The organism is Acidobacteriota bacterium (genome assembly GCA_030774055.1).
Classification (GTDB): domain Bacteria; phylum Acidobacteriota; class Terriglobia; order Terriglobales; family Acidobacteriaceae; genus JACPNR01.
The window spans coordinates 56,306-74,876 of the sequence record JALYLW010000137.1; the positions used below are offsets into that span (position 1 = coordinate 56,306).

The 18,571-nt window shown below is 63.0% G+C and carries 16 protein-coding genes and 1 tRNA gene; 11 read left to right on the forward strand and 6 right to left on the reverse strand.

Translation table 11 applies throughout. The features are described from left to right. The first annotated feature begins 191 nt into the window (after positions 1 to 191). Positions 192 to 1,187: an NAD-dependent epimerase/dehydratase family protein gene (locus M3P27_11525; protein ID MDP9268937.1), complete on the forward strand. Its 996-nt coding sequence runs from the start codon at positions 192 to 194 to the stop codon at positions 1,185 to 1,187. A gap of 30 nt (positions 1,188 to 1,217) precedes the next feature. On the opposite strand, the gene asnB is transcribed toward M3P27_11525, so the two are convergent. Continuing rightward, entirely contained in the window at positions 1,218 to 3,203 is a 1,986-nt protein-coding gene (asnB, locus tag M3P27_11530) for an asparagine synthase (glutamine-hydrolyzing) (protein MDP9268938.1), read from the reverse strand. A 130-nt stretch (positions 3,204 to 3,333) separates the two neighbouring features. On the opposite strand from asnB, the gene M3P27_11535 reads away from it, so the two are divergent. Continuing rightward, positions 3,334 to 4,401 (forward strand): glycosyltransferase family 2 protein, encoded by a 1,068-nt coding sequence (locus M3P27_11535; protein ID MDP9268939.1) that lies wholly within the window; start codon positions 3,334 to 3,336, stop codon positions 4,399 to 4,401. Positions 4,402 to 4,497: 96 nt separating this feature from the next. Here the strand turns inward: M3P27_11535 and M3P27_11540 are convergent, their stop codons facing one another. After that, complete coding sequence (locus M3P27_11540; protein MDP9268940.1) at positions 4,498 to 5,490, reverse strand: glycosyltransferase family 2 protein; 993 nt, start codon at positions 5,488 to 5,490, stop codon at positions 4,498 to 4,500. A gap of 65 nt (positions 5,491 to 5,555) precedes the next feature. On the opposite strand from M3P27_11540, the gene M3P27_11545 reads away from it, so the two are divergent. From M3P27_11545 to M3P27_11555, 3 genes are all read left to right on the forward strand, one after another. Continuing rightward, positions 5,556 to 7,082 (forward strand): hypothetical protein, encoded by a 1,527-nt coding sequence (locus M3P27_11545; GenBank protein MDP9268941.1) that lies wholly within the window; start codon positions 5,556 to 5,558, stop codon positions 7,080 to 7,082. A 130-nt stretch (positions 7,083 to 7,212) separates the two neighbouring features. Then, positions 7,213 to 7,764, forward strand: coding sequence for a sugar transferase (locus M3P27_11550; protein MDP9268942.1), 552 nt, complete (start codon positions 7,213 to 7,215; stop codon positions 7,762 to 7,764). A gap of 46 nt (positions 7,765 to 7,810) precedes the next feature. Next, positions 7,811 to 8,710, forward strand: coding sequence for a class I SAM-dependent methyltransferase (locus M3P27_11555; GenBank protein ID MDP9268943.1), 900 nt, complete (start codon positions 7,811 to 7,813; stop codon positions 8,708 to 8,710). Between the two features lie 10 nt (positions 8,711 to 8,720). Here M3P27_11555 and M3P27_11560 read toward each other — a convergent pair whose 3' ends face one another. Beyond that, entirely contained in the window at positions 8,721 to 10,841 is a 2,121-nt protein-coding gene (locus M3P27_11560) for a Gfo/Idh/MocA family oxidoreductase (protein MDP9268944.1), read from the reverse strand. Between the two features lie 57 nt (positions 10,842 to 10,898). Between M3P27_11560 and M3P27_11565 the strand changes: the two genes are divergently transcribed. Continuing rightward, positions 10,899 to 11,684 (forward strand): polysaccharide deacetylase family protein, encoded by a 786-nt coding sequence (locus tag M3P27_11565; protein MDP9268945.1) that lies wholly within the window; start codon positions 10,899 to 10,901, stop codon positions 11,682 to 11,684. Between the two features lie 46 nt (positions 11,685 to 11,730). On the opposite strand, the gene M3P27_11570 is transcribed toward M3P27_11565, so the two are convergent. Beyond that, positions 11,731 to 12,912 carry an SGNH/GDSL hydrolase family protein gene (locus tag M3P27_11570; protein MDP9268946.1) on the reverse strand — a complete coding sequence of 394 codons (1,182 nt, stop codon included), beginning with the start codon at positions 12,910 to 12,912 and terminating at the stop codon, positions 11,731 to 11,733. A gap of 103 nt (positions 12,913 to 13,015) precedes the next feature. Then, positions 13,016 to 14,209 carry a hypothetical protein gene (locus M3P27_11575; GenBank protein ID MDP9268947.1) on the reverse strand — a complete coding sequence of 398 codons (1,194 nt, stop codon included), beginning with the start codon at positions 14,207 to 14,209 and terminating at the stop codon, positions 13,016 to 13,018. Positions 14,210 to 14,560: 351 nt separating this feature from the next. Between M3P27_11575 and M3P27_11580 the strand changes: the two genes are divergently transcribed. The 3 genes from M3P27_11580 to M3P27_11590 all read left to right on the forward strand — a co-directional run bounded on the left by M3P27_11580 (position 14,561) and on the right by M3P27_11590 (position 17,088). Further along, positions 14,561 to 14,842 carry a hypothetical protein gene (locus M3P27_11580; GenBank protein ID MDP9268948.1) on the forward strand — a complete coding sequence of 94 codons (282 nt, stop codon included), beginning with the start codon at positions 14,561 to 14,563 and terminating at the stop codon, positions 14,840 to 14,842. Positions 14,843 to 15,068: 226 nt separating this feature from the next. Continuing rightward, on the forward strand, positions 15,069 to 16,844 hold the full coding sequence (locus tag M3P27_11585; GenBank protein MDP9268949.1) for a hypothetical protein: 1,776 nt from the start codon (positions 15,069 to 15,071) through the stop codon (positions 16,842 to 16,844). Between the two features lie 73 nt (positions 16,845 to 16,917). Next, a complete protein-coding gene (locus M3P27_11590; GenBank protein ID MDP9268950.1) occupies positions 16,918 to 17,088 on the forward strand; it encodes a DUF5989 family protein in 171 nt (56 codons plus the stop codon). A 101-nt stretch (positions 17,089 to 17,189) separates the two neighbouring features. Here the strand turns inward: M3P27_11590 and M3P27_11595 are convergent, their stop codons facing one another. Further along, entirely contained in the window at positions 17,190 to 17,540 is a 351-nt protein-coding gene (locus M3P27_11595) for a hypothetical protein (protein MDP9268951.1), read from the reverse strand. A 199-nt stretch (positions 17,541 to 17,739) separates the two neighbouring features. Between M3P27_11595 and ruvC the strand changes: the two genes are divergently transcribed. Both ruvC and M3P27_11605 read left to right on the forward strand, forming a co-directional pair. Next, a complete protein-coding gene (ruvC, locus tag M3P27_11600) occupies positions 17,740 to 18,246 on the forward strand; it encodes a crossover junction endodeoxyribonuclease RuvC (protein ID MDP9268952.1) in 507 nt (168 codons plus the stop codon). 194 nt (positions 18,247 to 18,440) lie between these two features. Continuing rightward, positions 18,441 to 18,516: transfer RNA gene (locus M3P27_11605), tRNA-Phe, on the forward strand. Positions 18,517 to 18,571: the final 55 nt, after the last annotated feature.

Consider the following 18,571-nt stretch of genomic DNA (forward strand, 5'->3'; position numbering starts at 1 on the left):
ACACCGCAGAATCCTGGGGGAGCTGGGGGGAATAGAAGTATGGTCCTGCGCGGCGGTGGTGTCAATCGCAGGGCTGAAGCTCGGGGAGCGGCGGTCGCGCCCGCGCTTTCGTCCAACTCAGCCGAGCTATACTTGCACGTTGCAACGGTATTCCAGCACAGCGATCGAATTGAAGATCGTAGATCATAAAGATGAAGGTTCTAGTCACGGGAGCAAATGGATTCATCGGTCGCGCGCTCTGCGAGCATCTGCTGCAGAGCGGCTGCTCGGTGCGAGCGGCCATCCGTTCTGGTTCTGCGTTTCCGGGGACGGAAACGGTACCCATCCCCTCGGTGGACGGAGCAACGGACTGGAAGGAAGCCTTGCGTGACGTGGATGCCGTGGTTCACCTTGCAGCCCGTGTCCATGTCATGCGCGAGTACCACCCCGATCCCGCTTCCGCTTTCCACCAGGTCAACAGCGAAGGGACCTCCCGCCTGGCGATGATGGCTGCCGAAGCCGGGGTGCGCCGGCTCGTTTATATGAGTTCCATCAAGGTCAATGGAGAGCGGACTAAGGGATTCGCATTTACCGAGTCTGACGTTCCCAAGCCGAGCGGCTTTTACGGCATTTCTAAATGGCAAGCCGAAGAAGCCTTGTGGCAAACGGCGCAGCGGACCGGCTTGGAGGTTGTGGTGCTTCGGGCCCCTCTGGTCTATGGACCGGGCGCCCCGGGGAACTTCATGCGCCTGTTGAAGATCATCGACCGGGGTTTCCCCCTCCCCTTTGCCTCGGTAAAGAACCAGCGCAGCTTCATATACGTTACCAACTTGTGCGACGCGATCCGAGCGTGTTTGCAGCATCCGGCCGCTGCGGGCCGCACGTTCCTGGTCAGCGATGGGGATGATGTCTCTACCCCTGACCTCATCGCGTTCTTGGCGAAGTCTCTGGGGCGTCGCAGTAGACTGATTCCGTTCCCGCCGCTTCTGCTGGAGGCGGTCGCAGCCCTGTTGCGCCGTCAAGAAGAGGCGGAACGGTTGTTGAAGTCACTGCGGGTGAACAGCGCCGGCATCCGGCAGATGCTCCACTGGACTCCACCTTGCACGCTGCACGAAGGGCTGCAAGCGACAGCGGATGCATATCTGGCCGCGCGGGGAAACCAGCAGGGACAAGCGGCGACGCCCCCCGCAAACCTCCACAGCGCCTAAACCGATGTGGTTGCCCACTCGCAGAGATTGTCAGGCACGTGCGGCTATTTCCGGGACCGCCCCGGCACGCTGGGATGCCAGCCAGGACTGAAACATCAGCGCGTTCCACAGCTGAGACTCCCAAGCGTGCACACCCTCGAGATGCTCGCGCCACTTCTTAACGATCGGCGCAGGGTCGAAAAATCCTTCCTCCGCCAGTCGCCGCTCGTCCAGGAGACCTTCCGCCCACGCGCGTAGCGGGCCGCGCAACCAGGCGCCGATGGGGACTCCAAAGCCCATCTTCGGCTGATCCAGCAACTCCTCGGGAACGTAGCGGTACAAAACTTGCCGCAGCAGGATCTTCCCAGTGTTGCCGGCAATCTTCATTCCTAGCGGAAGCGTCCAAGCAAACTCGACGACCCGGTGGTCTAGATACGGGATGCGTGTTTCCAGCGACACTGCCATGGCGGCACGGTCGACCTTGACCAAGACGTCGTCCGGCAAGTAGGTAAGCGCGTCTCGACACATCATGCGCTGAGTAGAATCAGCGATGGAAACGAGTGCAGCGGGATCGGACAGCGTCGTCGGGTGTGGGGTGGCATCCAGCACCAGGTTGGGATCGTCCCAATGGGACACCAACTCGCGGTACATCGCGTCCGGGTCAGGCTGTTCGATGATGCGAGCCAGTTTTTGCACCTTATCCGCTGGGTGCTGGACGCGCTTGCCCAGCAGACCACCAACGGTGCCGATCACCGAGTCCCACGCGCTGGGCGGGATGCGTTCGAGTGCCTTGCGAGTGGCACGTCGCGCGCTCAATGGCAGTCCGCGGCTGATCTGCCAGATGCGACGTGCCCACAGGTAGCGGTTGTAGCCACCGAAGACTTCGTCGCCACCGTCGCCCGATAAGCCCACGGTTACGGACTGCCGCGCAAGCTTCGCGATCAGGAACGTTGGCACCTGCGACGAGTCGGCGAAGGGCTCGTCGTAGAACTCCGCCAGATGCGGGATCACTTCCCGGCACTCCTTGGGAGTGACGTAGAGCTCGGTGTGGTTCGTGCCCAGGTGAGCAGCGATGGCGCGGGCGCGTGCGGCTTCGTCGAAACCGGATTCGTGGAATCCCACGGAAAAGGTTCGAACCGGCTGCCGGCTTTCAGCCTGCATGAGAGCCACAATGGTCGAGGAATCGATCCCGCCAGAAAGGAACGCGCCCAGTGGGACGTCGGCCACCATTTGCCCGCGAACCGCGCGCCGCAGAAGTTGCTCCAGGTGCTGGGCTGCCTCCGCCTGACTGCCCGGATACGGATGCTCGCAACCGGCGGTGGCTACTTCGAGCAAGTCCCAGTACTTCTCCGGACTCGCCGCCTGACGGCCGGCGTCCGCGCGGACCGAAAGCAGCGACGCGGGCGGCAGCTTGTAGATCCCCTCATAGATCGAGTACGGCGCCGGCACGTAGCCGTGCCGCATGAACAGAGCCAGGGCCCCGCGGTCGACCTCCGCCCGCCACGCGGGATGAGCCTGCAGTGCCTTCAGCTCTGATGCGAACAGGAACGTCGAACCGATCCAGCCGTAGTACAGCGGCTTTTCTCCGATACGGTCGCGCACCAGCCACAGCGTGCGTTCCTGCCGATCCCACACGCCGAGCGCGAACATCCCAACCGCGCGCTGGATCGCTGCCTTGACACCCCACTGAGAGATCGCCGCCAGCAGGACCTCGGTGTCGGAGTGGCCGCGCCACTGCGGCGAAGACCCACTGGCCTCGAGTTCCCGTCGCAGGTCGCCGACGTTGTAGATCTCGCCGTTGTAGCAGATCACGAACCGGCCGTCCGCGGAGAGCATCGGCTGCCGGCCTTCGGCCGAGAGATCAAGGATCGAGAGACGGCGATGGCCGAACGCCATCCCGGTGGCTGGGTCGGCCCATTCCGCTGAATCATCCGGGCCGCGGTGGCGCAGTCGGTCTGCCATGGTGCGCGCAAGGTGCGCCAGTTCCGGGTGGGCGCGTCGCGTCGACAGCTCGAGAAAGCCCGCGATGCCGCACATGTCCTACCTCGCTTCGATTCCGTGACCCTCCTGATTGTATTGCCAAATCGCCGCGCGGGGCGACGTGAAGATCCCACTGCCGCTGCGACATCGGGCAGCTTAGCCGGGAACGATTGCTATAATCGCCGCAGTGGCCATCTCCCAAGACCCACAAGCGGCCGGTGCGCCAGCCGTCTCGATCTCAATCGTGATTCCTGTCTGGAACGAGAAACCCTACCTCGCCGCCTGCCTTGAGGGCATCCTGCAAAGCGATCTTCCCGCAAACAGTTACGAGGTGTTGGTGATGGATGGCGGCTCGACGGACGGTTCTCGGGAGATCGCGGAGGAGTTTGCCGCGCGTCATGCCAACGTGCTGGCGCTGGCGAATCCCGAGCGTATACCTTCGACCGCGATGAATCGTGGCATTCGGCGCGCGCGGGGCCAGTACATCATTCGCATGGATGCGCATGCTGAGTTCCCGCCTGCCTACGCCCGAACATGCGTAGAGGAATTGGAGCGGACGGGAGCGGACAACGTGGGTTTTCCCGCGGACGCGCGCCCGAGCGGCCAGACAACTGTGGCGCAGGCGACCGCATTCTTCGGACAGCACCCGCTCGGCGTCGGGCCATCCGCTTTCCGGTTGGGCTGGGGGGACCGCGACGTGGACACCGTGCCGTTCGGAGCGTTCCGGCGAAGCGTGTTCGAGCGCGTCGGCCTGTATCGCGAAGACCTGGTGCGGCACCAGGATTTCGAACTGAATGCGAGGATACGGATGTCCGGCGGACGGGTATATCTCTCGCGCAAGACCCGAAGCGTGTATTTCGCACGGCCCACGCTGGCGAGTTTCTTCCGGCAAGCTGCGCTCAATGGGTTGTGGAACGCGCGCTCCTGGGTGATGTATGAAGGTTGCTTTACCTGGCGCCATGCAATGCCCATGTTCTTCGTGCTTTCGCTGCTGGCGACGCTTGCGACCGGGTTCTTCTGGCGGCCGGCATGGTGGGCCGCCGCAGCGATCCCCGGAGCATACGCGTTGACGTTGCTCGCGGTGGGCGTTCAACTGGCCTTTCGGCATGGCGCGCGATATCTGTTCGTGGCGCCGGTGGTGTTCGCGGCTCACCAGCTGCCGTATGGGATCATGGAGTTGGTCGGTTTAATCTCGATGTTGTTTTCGCGCCGGCGCAGTGTGCACCCGCCCGTGCGCCTGGAGCCGCTGCAATGACCAAGCCAAGAGGGAGACAACCGTGCGCGTTCTGATCACCGGCGGCGCCAGGTCCTCATGCTGCTTCGGCGAGCGCGATCCAAGACGAGTGGGTCTCTACGGTCCCTCGCCCAGCGCTCTGCGATTGCGCTCAGAGCGCAGATACACCCGTACCCCTCCGCTAAACGCAAGCAGCTTCTCCCAGCGCGAAAGTCGCACGCCTCTCTCCGGAAGCGCGCTGGGCGGTGTGCGGGCCAGCTTGCCGACGGCGCGGAAGAGCCGACGTAGCAGGTCCCAGCGGTGGCCGCGCTCCCGGTGAAGGAGCTTGAGAAAGAAGGCTACGGCGCCGGCATGCATCTCCTTGAGGCGGCGGCGTTGCTCCTCCGGTGGCTCGCAGAAGGCAAGCCGTACCAGCGCGGCGGGCCGATGAGCAAGCACGCCGCCGTGCTTCAACACCTGCAGGAACATGTAGTACTCGTCGCCTCCACTGATCACTGTGCCCGTTCCCAGATCGGTAGGAAACAAGCCGAAGCGCGGGAAAGCTTCGCGCCGGTAAGCCATGTTGCAGCCAAAGCCGGTGTCAATCAGCAGTCCCTTCAGGAACCAGTCTTCGCCAGTACGATCGAGCGTCCAGGCGGATCGCATGCGCTCGCTGTTACACCACTCGTCCGGAATGTAACCGGGACCGTCCAGCGCTACGGCGCCGGTGACGCACCAGACGCGAGGATCGGTAAAGCCCTTCACGATCTCCTCGGCCCACCCGGGCGCCACGATGACGTCGTCATCGGTGAAAGCGACGATTCCGCCCCGAGCTTCGCGGAGGCCGCAATTACGACCGAAACACTGGCCGCGTCGTGGCTCCAGGAAGAGCCGCGCCCCATGGCGCGCAGCCAGCGCCGCCACAGCGGCGTCCTCGGCACCGTTCAGCACCACCAGGATCTCGAGGTCTGGATAGGACTGCGCCGCTACGGAGGCGAGAGTGCGTTCCAGGGAATCGAGTCTCCGCCCCAACGTCACGATGACGACCGAGAGGCCGAGCTCCGGAGGTCCGAGTTGCGTTGCATTGCTGTCCCGTGCGCTGGTCGGAGGAGAGCCTGGGGCGTTGCTCATGGGAGCGATGCGTGAATTATAATGCCTCGCAGCGCTCTCCCCAACGCAGCTGAATCAGCAGGAGTATGACGACGTCGATGGAGTCGTTGAGTTCAGCCAAGCTGCTGCGGAATCTTCTTTCCAATTACACCGTTGGCGCGATCGCCGGTGTTTCCGTCATCGTCCTCACCCGCGTCCTCTTCCAGCATCTTGGCGCCGAGAGATACGCCGCCTACGCGCTCGCTGCCGCCACTGCCGCTGCGCTCGAGGCCTTGGACTCGGCCCTGTCTGAGACTCTGCTTCGCTATCTGAGCGAGCATCGCGCGCATCAGCAGCTGCAAGCGGCCCCTCGGCTCGCGAGCACCATGTTCTGGTTCATGCTCATTGTGGGTGCCGTTCTTACCGGCCTCTTCCTCGTTTGCGCTCGTTGGGTCGTGCCGCACCTGGCTACGCCCGCGATGGCGGCGATGGCTATGCCCGCCATCATGATCATGAGCGCCGCGACGGTGTTCCAGTTCGGATCGGCGGGGCTGCGTGCCTACCTGATCGCGTTTGAGGACTTCCGGCTGGCCGCTGCGGTGGAGAGTGGTTACCTGCTGCTGACCTTGGGGGCCACATTGGTCGTAGCCTATCGCGGAGGCTCGCTCACGCAGGTCGCCGCAGTATGGCCGGCAGTCGCACTGGTGCGCTTGGGGAGTTATCTTGCAGTCATGCGTTCGGCATCCATCCCATTTGTTCCACGCCCGGCGATGTGCGACTTCAGACTGCTGCGCCGGATGCGGACGTTCAGCCTGCTTGCGTTCGTCGAAGACGGCGCCCGGCGCCTATACCTTCAGACTGATATGTTCATTGCCGCGCGCGCGTTGCCGGTGGTCGACGTGGCGACTCTGTCGCTTGCCCGGCGTCTGCCCAACGCATTTTCGAACCTCCCTTCGTACGCGTTGCAAGTGGCCTACCCGCGACTGGTTGCCGCGCACGTCCGGGGAGAAGGGCAGAACACGCGCAAGTTTGTGGCAATCTCCGGCCGGAATATCCTGGCGTTGTTCTTGCCGCTGGTTGTGGTGCTCTGGGTGTGGGCGGAGGTCTTGTTGCGTACTTGGATCGGCCCCGAGGCGATACCTGCCGTCCCCATCCTCCGATGGTTGCTGGTGTGCGGGATCTTGCGCGCGGTCTACGATGGCGCATTGACGATGGCGTACGGCGCAGCGGATCTCAAATTGAGTACCGGCGTGGTCCTGGCCATGCTCTTTGCTGTCATTGTGATCGGTACGTTGGCGACGCGCCGCGCGGAGCTGTTTGGGCTGGCCGCGACCCTGGTGGGAGTACAGTTACTCGGCACCGTGGGACTCGTCTATCGGGTAATGCGCGTCACCAGGATGAGTGGCTGGTATTGGTTGCGCCATGCCATCGTGCCGCTCCTCCCGCCGCTCCTGCTCAGCGGCGGCTGGCTGGTGATCAGCAAACGCTTCCTGCCACCGACGTTTGCCGCGATGGCGCTTTCGTCGTTGGTGGCTTGGGTGTTGTTTGCCGCCACTTTTGTCGTGATGGCGACGGGGTTCCGGTGGTCACCATGGCGCGTACGGTTTCGTGTCCTCCTCGTCGGACACGAATGATGGCGATACACTACAAAGGAAATCAGAACCTTTGACAGATCGGTCGATGAATACAATCGGAGATGCCGCGCCCCCCGATGGGGGAACCGCAGCCCCGCCCGTCATAGCCAAGCCATCGGCAGGGAAGCGAGTGTTTGACATCTTGCTCGTGCTCTGCGCGGCTCCCTTTGCTTTACTGCTCAGCGCAATCATCGCGGTGGCGATCAAGCTGGATTCCCGAGGGCCGGTGCTGCACTGGTCCGAGCGCATCGGAAGGTACAACCACATCTTCCGTATGCCAAAGTTTCGCACCATGCGTGTCGATACTCCGCAGCTTCCCACGCATTTACTCAAGGATTCGCAGTCCTACGTGACCGCGGTCGGTCGCCTGCTTCGCGCCAGCAGTCTGGATGAGCTGCCGCAGCTGTGGAGTGTCCTCAACGGAGACTTGGCGCTGGTGGGGCCGCGGCCCGCCCTCTTCAACCAGGATGACCTGGTGGAGTTACGAACGCGGGCAGGCGTCCACACCCTGGTCCCTGGTATCACGGGCTGGGCTCAGATCAACGGCCGCGACGATCTGTCCATCCCGGTGAAGGTGCAGTACGACACCGAGTACTTGCACCGCCGGGGGTTCTGGTTCGACATGAAGATCCTGCTGCTTACTTTCGCGAAGGTCGGACGCGGCGAGGGAGTCCACCACTGATGCAGGGTCGCGCGTCCTCCTCGGATGGGGTCTGCTGATGCGCTGGGTGGCGAAAGCCCTCCTCCATAAAGCAGTGGGATCATTGCCCTGGCGCGATGACGTCAACTACTGGCTCCAGAGGCACGTGACCCACAGCCTGCCGGTCTCTCGCGAGACGTTCCTCCAACGCGCCGAGAACGCGTTCCGGCACCTCAACGCGTTCCGCCGGTATTCGCAGGTCCCGCTCGAAGAGGCCCGATTCTTCGAGTTCGGCGCAGGATGGGACTTGGAGATACCCTTGATCCTTGCGGCTGCAGGCGTGACCAGCCAAGTCGTGGTCGACCGCCGGCGCCTGCTTCGCTTCGAACTCGTGGGGCACAACCTCACCATGTTGCGGGAAACCTCAAAGGACTTGGAGCAACGGTTCGGCTGGCCACTGCGGCGACCACCCAGCAGCGGTGAGGAGCCGCATACTGCACTCGCCGATCGAGGCATCCGGTATGTGCTGGCCGAGGCCTACCAGGTCCCGTTCGCAGCAGATTCCTTTTCGTTCATCCACAGCACTTGGACGGTGGAACACATTCCGGAGGATAAGGTCGTCAGCGTCTTCGACGAGTGCCAGAGACTGCTCGCGCCAGGTGGCGTTATCAGTTGCGTGATCGAGACGCAGGACATCTTCTCGAATTTCGATCGTTCCATCAGCAAGTATAACTATCTCCGTTTCTCCAAGCGGCAATGGTCCTGGTTCCAGTCCTGCTTAATGGCACAGGGCAGGTTGCGGGCGGACGACTTCTACAGCGCCTTCGCTGCGGCCGGACTCGAGGTGGTGGAAGTGGAGGAGGAGAGCCCGCCTGAGCATTACTGGCGGACGGCACTGGAGAAGCTCGATCTTGCCGAGCCTTTTCGGGGACAGCCGCTGGAACGGTTAGCCGTCAACCTCATCAATGTGGTTCTCAGGAAAAAGTGACCGGCAACCATCAGTGACTCCCCCCGGCAGATAGATCCCGCAGACCCTGCTCGACGCCGACGGATGGGGTCCAGCCCAGCTCCTGACGTGTCGCCGCACAGTCGAAACGGATCGGCGCCGCCGCTGAGCGAATGCGATAGCGCGAAAGCGGGACCGGACGGTTGAGCAGCGCGCCCAGCATCTGGACGCCGACCGCCATCAAGCTCACGAGTAAGCGAGGAATCTTGATGATCGAGCGACTCGGGTCCGAGCGGCGCGCGAGCTGTTCCTGTGTGACCGCCGCTGCATCCACCAGGTGGAAGATCTCGCCGGTCCAGATGTTGCGCTCGGCGGCCAACAGTATGGCGTCGACCACATCGTCGACGTACACCAACGGCAGGACTTGCTTGCCATTCCCAAGGATCACCAACCGACTGCCCACACGCCTCGCTACCGCGCCGGTGATCAAGGGCGCGCCCGGGCCGAAAATCATCCCGGGACGGAGGATGATCGCTGGTATTTGCTGCGTGCGCACTGCCTCGGTCACGAGTCGCTCCGCTTCCACCTTTCCCTCGGTATAAGCTCCGCGGCGTTCAGGGTGGGGCTCGAGCGGGAAATCCTCGCGCGCAACGACCTTACGCGTTCCTGCCGACCAGTGGAGCACACTCAAGGAGCTGATGTAGACGAGCTTGGGGCCTCCCTCTTGGTTGCGATGTCTCGCCACGCTTGCCAAGACGTTACGTGTGGCAACGACAGTGCCACGATGAAAGTCCTCCGCCGAACCTCGCATTGCTCCTCCGACGTGATAGATCAGCGAGGTGCCTGCGACGGCGCGGTCGACCGCCTCCACGTCGCCCAAGTCCCCGAAAACGATCTCGATGCGCGGGTCATTCTTGAAATGCGCTGGCGGATCGCGACGGACCATGATGCGCACACGCTCGCTCGCGGGTAAACGCTCCAGCAGGCGAGCGAGCAGCCTCTTGCCAAGCAAACCCGACGCTCCAGTCACAAGCGTCTTAGCCGTTAACCTCTGCGGAAATGAGGCGAGAAGGAGCCGCTTACGCTCATCTGCCGCTCGCGCGATCTTCTCCGTCCAACCCACGATCGGGCGCGCATCCGCAACCGTGACCGGGGCGGGCCTGCCAGCGGACAGCGCCTCATAGTAGGCGGCGACCATGTTGCGCAGGCCCTGGTAAGGCTGGACCTTCTTACGCAGCACACGCACCGCGCTGCGGGGCACCTGGACCATCGTGGTTAGCGCCTCGCTGACGGGGTGCCACGCGCGCTCGATCGCCTTCGGCAGGTGTGTGGGACGTCGCGTCGTGAGGGTCCAGGAGAACATGTCGACGCGGAGCACGCCGCCCGTCCCGTGAACGACCAGGCTGTTCTCTAGCGGCCTCGTGTTCCAGGAGAGCTGAAATTGCCCAATGCCTTGGCTGCAGTGCACGACTGCACGCCATTCGTCGAAGAGCAGATTCGGGTCGGTAGTGCCTTTGCTGTAGAACCAGGCGTCAACATCGCGGATTTCGCCAAGGAATGCAGCGATGACATACAGGATATGCACCCCGTGATCACGGAACGGATATCCGCCTTCGCGGTACTGCGGGGGGACGGGACCATCGTGCCACGGCGCGTAGGCGGAGCTGCGGAAGTATTCGACGCTGAGGACGTCACCCAGTGCTCCACTGCGCGCGATGGCGAGTGCTCGTGCGATGGAGGGATCGGTCAACAGCGAATGGTTTACGCCTACGGTCTTGCCCGCCCGGCGTGCCGCTTCCGCGATCCGGTCGCAGTCCTCAACGCTCGTCGCGAGCGGTTTTTCGACCAAGACATGTAATCCCAGTTCGAGCGCCTCCAGAGTCACGGCGGCGTGGGTGTCGGGCGGCGTGAGCACATGCACCACATCGAGAGGCGAGCCGGCCGTGCGAACCGCAGTGGCCATCTCCTGGAGGGAGCCATACGCGCCGGGAATGCCGAACCCCTCCGCGGCCCCCTTGGCGCGCGCCAGATCCAGGTCACAGATCGCGGCGAGCTCTACGCCCGGCAATGCGCGCAACGCGGCGACGTGATGCTCGCAGACGTTGCCGGCGCCGACGATGCCGGTGCGGATCGGCGAACGCGTAGTTTGCTCCGTACGCTGCGGCTGCCCCATAATGATGAAACCACCTTATATCAGAGGAAAGAACCGTTTAGCGGAGCGCGCATCACCATGGATCAGCGGCTCGCGGTACTGCTCTACCATAACGTCGGTCCGCGTCTCCCTGGCACCAACCGCTGGCTAACCGTCTCTTCCGCAACCTTCCGCCGCCACGTAGAGACTCTGGCGCGGAATGGATATACGGGGATCACCGCCCGGCAATGGCTCGATCACCTGCGCGGCCAGGGCGAGCTGCCTCCGAAGCCGGTCCTGCTGACATTCGACGACGGCTACGCGGCGATCGCCGAGCACGCGTTACCGGTACTCAGAGAGCACGGCTTCTCCGCAACCGTTTTCATCGTGACCGGGCTCATCGGAAAGGCCGACGCTTGGGAGGATGCGGAGGGGCCGATGCGAATGACGCTGCTGCGCGCCGACGAGGTCCGCCGCTGGGCCGGTCAGGGGATCGAGTTCGGGGCCCACAGCCGTACCCACCCCGACCTCCGCAAGCTGCATGGCCAGGATCTCCGCCAGGAGATCGCCGGCAGCCGCGCCGACTTGGAGAAGCTCGTGGGGAGGGAACCCTGCGCCTTCGCCTATCCTTTCGGTTTTCAGAACGCTGAGGTGCGGACTGCGGTCGCGGAAGCTTTCCCGCTCGGCTTCACCACGCGAGCGGGGATGAATGAGCGCAACACGGATCCGCTGCAGCTTTGCCGCTCCCGGGTCTGGCCGCTGGACTCCACCCTGGATATCCGCTTCCGGGCAGCACGTGGCTGGGCTCCGTTTACGGGCGTGCTCTCCCTGGCCGCAGCTCTGCGTAACCGGGTCCTGGGGCGCGGCGTTGCTGATGAAAAATGATTCTCTGCTCGCATACGCCGGCACGAATGCGCCGTCAGCCAGGCGCTTAATCCCCGGCGGCTTTCTCTGCGATCCGCGTAGCGACTAACCGGTTGCCCTCCGGGCCGAGGTGCATGGTGTCCAGGTATACGGTGCCGGGCAGCTCGTCCACCGCATGCGCCAGCGAAACAAACCCCAACTCCGCGGCGCGTCGATCGGCAATCTTATAGGTTTCCGCAACTACAGTGGCGTGGTCGGCGTTGTGCAACAGGACTTCGAGCACCGCTTTTTCGAACGGCGAACCGGGTCGGCGGCCATAGTAGAGAACGGGGTGCCAAAAGCTATACGCCTTGAACCCGTAGGCCCGCGAGAGCATCTGCAGCAGCGCCACGTTGCGGCCGTAGTTTTCCACGGTTGCGGCAGCGCGCCGCTGGATTTCGCCCTCTGTCAATTGAACCGCCTCGATCCTGTCGTCAGCGGAAATGGACAGCACAAGTCGCTGCGTGTCGCCCCACAGCTTGCGGCCGAACAGCAGCACCCCCCGGGCCAGGTCATTGCCGGAAGCCCAGACGCGAACGTCGTCGTCAAGCTTCTGCTCGAACTTGGTCTTGATTTCCACCATGTCCAGGTGCCCCCCGGCTACTCCCGGCGAGTATCCTCCGGCGGTGGCGTCGTTTACTCCTTCGTAGTCGATCACCAAGTCGGGGTGCCCTCCTGCCCGCAGCTGCAGCAGCAGGGCAGTGAGGCTCTGGCTCGATGTAAACCCTTCAATGCCGAAGTTGCTTACTGTGACGCACGCGCCGGTGCGCCGCGACAGTTCGCGTTGCACATTGGAAGGGAGAGTCTCTGCGTCAGGCATGCCGTAGCCGAATACTGTGGATCCGCCAAACATCCAGACTTCCAGGTGCTTGGAGCACGCAACCGTGGGGAGGCTTGGCGTCTTGCGCCAGTTCCCGGTTGCAGTCCGCTCCACGTTCAAGTACCGGCCGCGAAATTCGGAGTCACCCCACACCAGGAAAGGCTCGTAGGGAAACTGCCTCTGGGCGTGGGAGCGCATCTCCCGCCAGAACTCGTCGGCCCAGGGATAGGAATCAAAAGCCGGGCTCGCGCTGGCCACTTCATGCCAGATGTCGGCCGAGCATCGGCCGTTCGGGGCGCCGCGACATCGTCCTGCGATGCCGGCCTGCCGATACAGATGATCCACATACATCCGCCTCGCGACTCGTCCACCGAGGGCGGCCAGGATCATGAGCAACGTGCCGCACAGAACGCACACCCCCAGAAAGACGCACAGCCTCTCCCAGGGGACCAGCTGCGCCGCTGTTCCGGGACGATACGACCCGCCCTTCTGTCTAGTTCCGGACATACTTCTGGACTCCGATGTGATCGGCCATCGCTTTCGCGAGCGCATGGTTTCCACGCGGACCCAGATTCACCAGATCCAAGAACAAGGGTTGCGACTCATCGCGGAAGAGGTCACCCAGAAAAATGAAGTCGGCACCCTGCGCGCGCTGTTTCGCTGCGTCATAGACTGGAGCTATTAGCTCTCGCGACGGCAGCTGCAACGTCTGAACCGCGAACTGCTCGAAATGATCCGTCCGCTTGCCTCCGTAGAGCAGCGTCGGCTGCCAGAAAAAATAGGCCTCAAACCGCTCGGCCTGCGCCAGCTTCTTCACCATTGCCAGATTAGCCGCATAAGATCCCACAACCTCCTCGGCGTAGCTCGTTGGTGGATGCCGCGGCGAACGTGAGCCACCGCTCAGTCCCTGCAGAGCGCGGAGCAGCGAACTCTGTCGCAGCCATAACATCCAGGGACTCTCGAGCGGTCCTTGGATCCTCTGGCGGATGGTGGGAAGTTCGCAGTGAGCCGCCGGCCCAGTTTGGTAGAAACGGCTGCCGCAGTAAGCATCGTTGTAGCCGTCAAGGAAGACCACCAGATCCGGCGGTGCGTTCCTTCTCAACTGCTCCACTAGGTTCAGCACTTCCTGGGTGGACATGAATCCCTCCACGCCGAAGTCGTGCGCTATCACGCATTGGCCGCGCCGGCGCGCAATCTCCTGGGCTAGGTAGGCAGTGACAGTGTCGGAATCAGGGACACCGAGTCCGGAGGATCCACCGAACACCCAGACCGTCACCCGCTGGCCACCACAATCGGCGCCCGCCGTGGAAGCAGGTCTCCAGTTTCCCGTTGCGGTGTGCTCGATATTGAACCACTTGCCCGCCCACGGCTCCGGCTTCCACATGCGATAAGGCTCATAGAGCTCCCGCGCGGACTGATGCCGTTGGCGTGCTTCCCGCCAGAATTCGTCCGCCCAGGGGTAGCCTTCATATGCCGAGCTGGCACTGGCAACATCCAGAGACGGATCGCTCCCGCAGTGCCCGCCGGATAACCCGCGGCAGTTTCCTGCCAGCCCTGTTGTCCTGAAGCTGCGGTAAACACCGGCAGCGGCCGCAGAGACCGCTAGTGCGACCAGCAGGAGCGTAACAAGCCAGAGAGAAGCGTAACCCACCAAGGCGCAGACCGTGCGCAATCGGGAACGCAGCATGCGACTTATCATGGGCGTAAAAGATCCAATTCAGGCGTGCACCTAGGGTTAAGTGTGGAGGGGGATCCGATATAGCACAGGCCTAAGAGATAGGATGGAGAAGAGCCAAGTAGCAAACCGTGCACGCGCGTTTTCGCGGCTAAACGCGATCGCGTCAAAGGATTGCAAGCCACTGCCGACCCGCAACGAAGATGAGGAGCAGCGCGCTTCCGCACCGGATCAAGTCCTTGAACTGGCCAGCGAGCATCTGCGGTACTGTGATATTAACAGTTTCCACGTCCTGCCTCGACTATTCTAGGGACCAGACCACGTTCGCGACGAGACACGGCGCAGAGGAGAGCTGAACCACTGATGAACATACTCATCCTGGTCTCGCTCACGCTGTTCGGGTTTTCGGCGGGCGCCGCGCTCGTCCACATGGCGCGCAAGGAGTCCGGCGAGATCGGGCCTGCGCCCGGATTGTGGGATGTGCTGCTGCTGTTGGGGATGATTACTGCGGGAATCGTGCTGCACCTGCGTTTCTGGCGCAATTGGCCGATGCTTGTGATCTGGCTGCTGAGCTGCGTGATCGTCTCGGCGATCGCTCAGGGCCTGCAGGCGGTGCGTGACCGCGGGAATTTGCTGACACAATGAGCGCCTCTCTCCTTCAGCGCGCAAGATCGGGGCTCACACGGCATGGACGGGCCGTAGCCGACTACCAGGGCCGGATGTTTCTCACCCTCTTCTATTTCCTGCTGCTCGCACCGGTCGCGTTCTTCCTCTGGGTCACATCGCCCCGGAAACCGGCGGCGACCCAGTCGCACTGGCTCCCCTATCCGCCCTTGCCGGAAGCAGTGGAAGAGGCGAGGCGCCAGTCCTGATGAACATCCTGGGCATATCCTGCTACTACCACGACTCTGCGGCCGCGCTACTGCAGGACGGCGTGCTGGTGGCTGCCGCTGAAGAGGAGCGCTTCAGCCGCAAGAAGCACGATCCTTCGTTTCCCGAACATGCCGTGAAGTTCTGCCTGGAGATGGGCGGCATCGAGGCGAAGGCGCTTGACTACGTGGTTTTCTACGAGAAGCCTTTCCTCAAGTTCGAGCGCATCCTGCACACCACGATCGCGAGCTTCCCGCGTTCCTGGGAACTCTTCCGCGAAGCCATGATCGGTTGGATGAACGAGAAGCTCTGGGTGAAGGACCACCTGATGTCGAGTCTCGGGCTTCCTGCCGACCGGGTGCTTTTCGTGGACCATCACATGTCGCATGCGGCGAGCGCGTTCTTCTGCTCGCCGTTCCGCGAAGCCGCCATCCTCACCATTGATGGCGTCGGCGAGTGGACCACCGCGGCGACAGGGCGAGCGACCGCCGACTGGGACGGCTCGGGACGCAACCGCATCAAGCTCGAACAGCAGCTGCGGTTTCCGCATTCGCTGGGCCTTTTGTACTCGGCGTTCACCGCATTCCTTGGCTTCGAGGTGAATGAGGGCGAGTACAAAGTCATGGGCATGGCGCCCTATGGCCGGCCGCGATACCTAGACAAGGTCGCGCGGCTGGCTGATGTCGCCGCCGACGGAAGTGTGCGCTTGAACCTCGCGTACTTCAGGTTCCCGTGCTCGTTCCGGCAGACGTACAGCCGCCGCTTCACCGACCTGTTTGGCGAGCCGCGCGATCCACGCATGGAGTTTCGCGTGTCGGCGGATGGCAAAGGCGGCGCCGATCCAGCGACCCTCGAGAAGAACCAGTACTACGCTGACGTTGCAGCGAGCATCCAGGCGTTCACCGAAGACGTGCTGCTGAAGATGGCGCGACATGTGCGCCGCCAGACGGGACTGCCGGCTCTGTGCATGGCGGGCGGCGTTGCACTGAACAGCCTGGCGAACGGACGCATCGTGCGCGAGTCGGGGTTCGAGCAGGTATTCATTCAGCCGGCGGCGGGAGATTCCGGAGGAGCGGTGGGCGCCGCACTGTATGCCTACCACGTGCTGCTGGGCAAGCCGCGGCGCTTCGTCCTCGAAGACGCATACTTGGGCAAAGAGTATTCCGCAGCCGAGACCTCGGCCTTCCTGCGGTCGGCTGGCATCGCCTACGAAGCTTTCGACGACGACGACGAGCTGCTGGACCGCGTAGTGGCGCGGATGGTGGAAGGCAAAGTCATCGGCTGGTTCCAGGGAAGATTCGAGTGGGGGCCGCGGGCGCTCGGCAATCGCAGCATCCTCGCGGATCCACGCCGGGCGGAGATGAAAGATATCGTCAACGAGAAGATCAAGTTCCGTGAGCCCTTCCGGCCATTTGCGCCCGTGTTGCCGGAAGAAGAGGCGATGCGCTATTTCGACGCTGCTCCGGAAGAGGTGCGGCAATATCCGGCGCGTTACATGCAGCTCGTGCTGCCTTGGCGGGAGCTTGAGGGGGAGCGCGTCCCGGCGGTGAATCATCATGGTACCGGCCGGCTCCAGACATCACGCGCGGCGTGGAACCCGCGCTATCACGCGTTGATCGAACGGTTCGGCCAGGCTACCGGCACGCCGGTATTGATGAACACCAGCTTCAACCTCCGCGGCGAACCAATCGTTGCCAGCCCCGCCGACGCCTGGAACACTTTCGCGAGGAGCGGCATCGACGTGCTGGTGCTCGAGCGTTTCCTTGTGGAGAAGTGACCGGCTTGGTCCGACGGTGACCGCTTCCAAACGAAAGCGCATGCTATCCTTGGCGGAGAGTGAGGTTCCAAGTTTGGGCCGCCTGGTAAACCGCTTTCATACTGTCAACGAGCTGCTGCACGCTCTTTGGAAGCGCAAACTGTGGTGGCTCATTCCTGTGGTAGTCTTGCTGCTGCTTACGACTCTGCTGCTGTTTCTGGCGCAGACCGCCGGCGTCGGGCGCTTCATCTATCCCGGTTTCTGAGGGGCTCCTACCGAACACACCACTCTTTTGTTCGTCCAGCCGTTTGTGGCGGAACTCTTCCTAGGGCTTCCCCCATTGCTGTGCAACTCGTCAGCGGTCTCTTATGTCCCGAGCGTGCCGCCAGTCGCGCGATGCGGCGGAGCGTTAGAAACCTCCGCTGCCGCCCAGCCAGGACTCGTTTCGAGGACCCAGCGCAACTCCTCCATCGGCGAGTGGTGTCGCGACTCATAGCGCTGGGCGTCGGCTTCCGTCTCCCAGACCGTCACGCAGACAAGGTTCCCGCCACTTTCCTCGAAACATCCGAACAGATCGAGAAAGCCGGGCTCCAGTTCCAGTGTCCGCTGAAGGAAGGCTGCAAGGGAGGGAGTGGGGAGCCATATCGTTGCGTCTCCCACGCAGCAGTGAGCGACGACTGCGATAGCCGATTGGCGTGGCGCCTGTTCGTTAGGCATGCGGCCTCCAGAGCGATTTGTCGCGTGGCTGGAGGATCTTTGCAGACGAGGCTAGCTTTTCCTTGCCCGGAGGTCAACAAGAAACCTCACGCCTCGTCATGTGGCGGCTCTTGGGTTGTCGAGCGTGCTAAGTCCCCCTCATGCCCGCGAACCGAAAACGCCAAGGTATGCGCTTGCGGAGTTGGGCTACACTGCGGGCATGCGAGTGCTTGGCATCGATTGCGGCAGCGAGGTGACGGGCTACGGCGTGGTCGAGCCGGCAGGAAAAGATGGCGACCTGCGCTGTGTAGCCGCCGGCGCGATCCGGCTCACCGGAAGCGAGCGACTGCCCGCCCGGTTGGCGCGTGTCTTCGATGAACTTCGTGCGGTGATCGAGCGCCACCATCCCGACGCGGTCGCCATCGAAGAAGTCTTCTACGCCGCCAACGCCAAGTCGGCACTGAGACTAGGACACGTTCGCGGGGTCGCCATGCTGGCTGCCGCGAGCTGCGGCATCGAGGTCGCGGAGTATGCGCCCTTGACCGTCAAGTCGGCCGTGGTCGGTTATGGCATGGCGGAGAAGGTGCAGGTGCAGGAGATGGTGATGCGCTTGCTCAAGCTGGAAAAACGTCCCGAACCGCCCGACGTTGCCGACGCTCTCGCCATCGCCATCTGCCATCTGCACACCAGCGCCACGCTGCTGCGCCAGCATGCCGGCGCGCCCTGAGTCGTGACCCGTCAAGCCGCGCCGCACGCGGGTGGAAGCGCGCGACTGAAGCGAAACCGGCGGTGAGCGGAGATTGAGGGAGAAAGCGAAGATTGTTATAATCCAGTCTCCGCACGCATCCTGCAACGGCTCCCGCCCAAGCAGTCTTCCCAGCAGCGTGAACCGGATCGGCCGCCCGCGCGGCGCGAATATGTGGCCAGGTAGCTCAGTTGGTAGAGCGCAGCCCTGAAAAGGCTGGCGTCGGCGGTTCGACTCCGTCCCTGGCCACCATTTCTTCTTTTTTCCTGCACCCAAACCATCGCGGGCGCGCTCAGGTCTGCGAAGA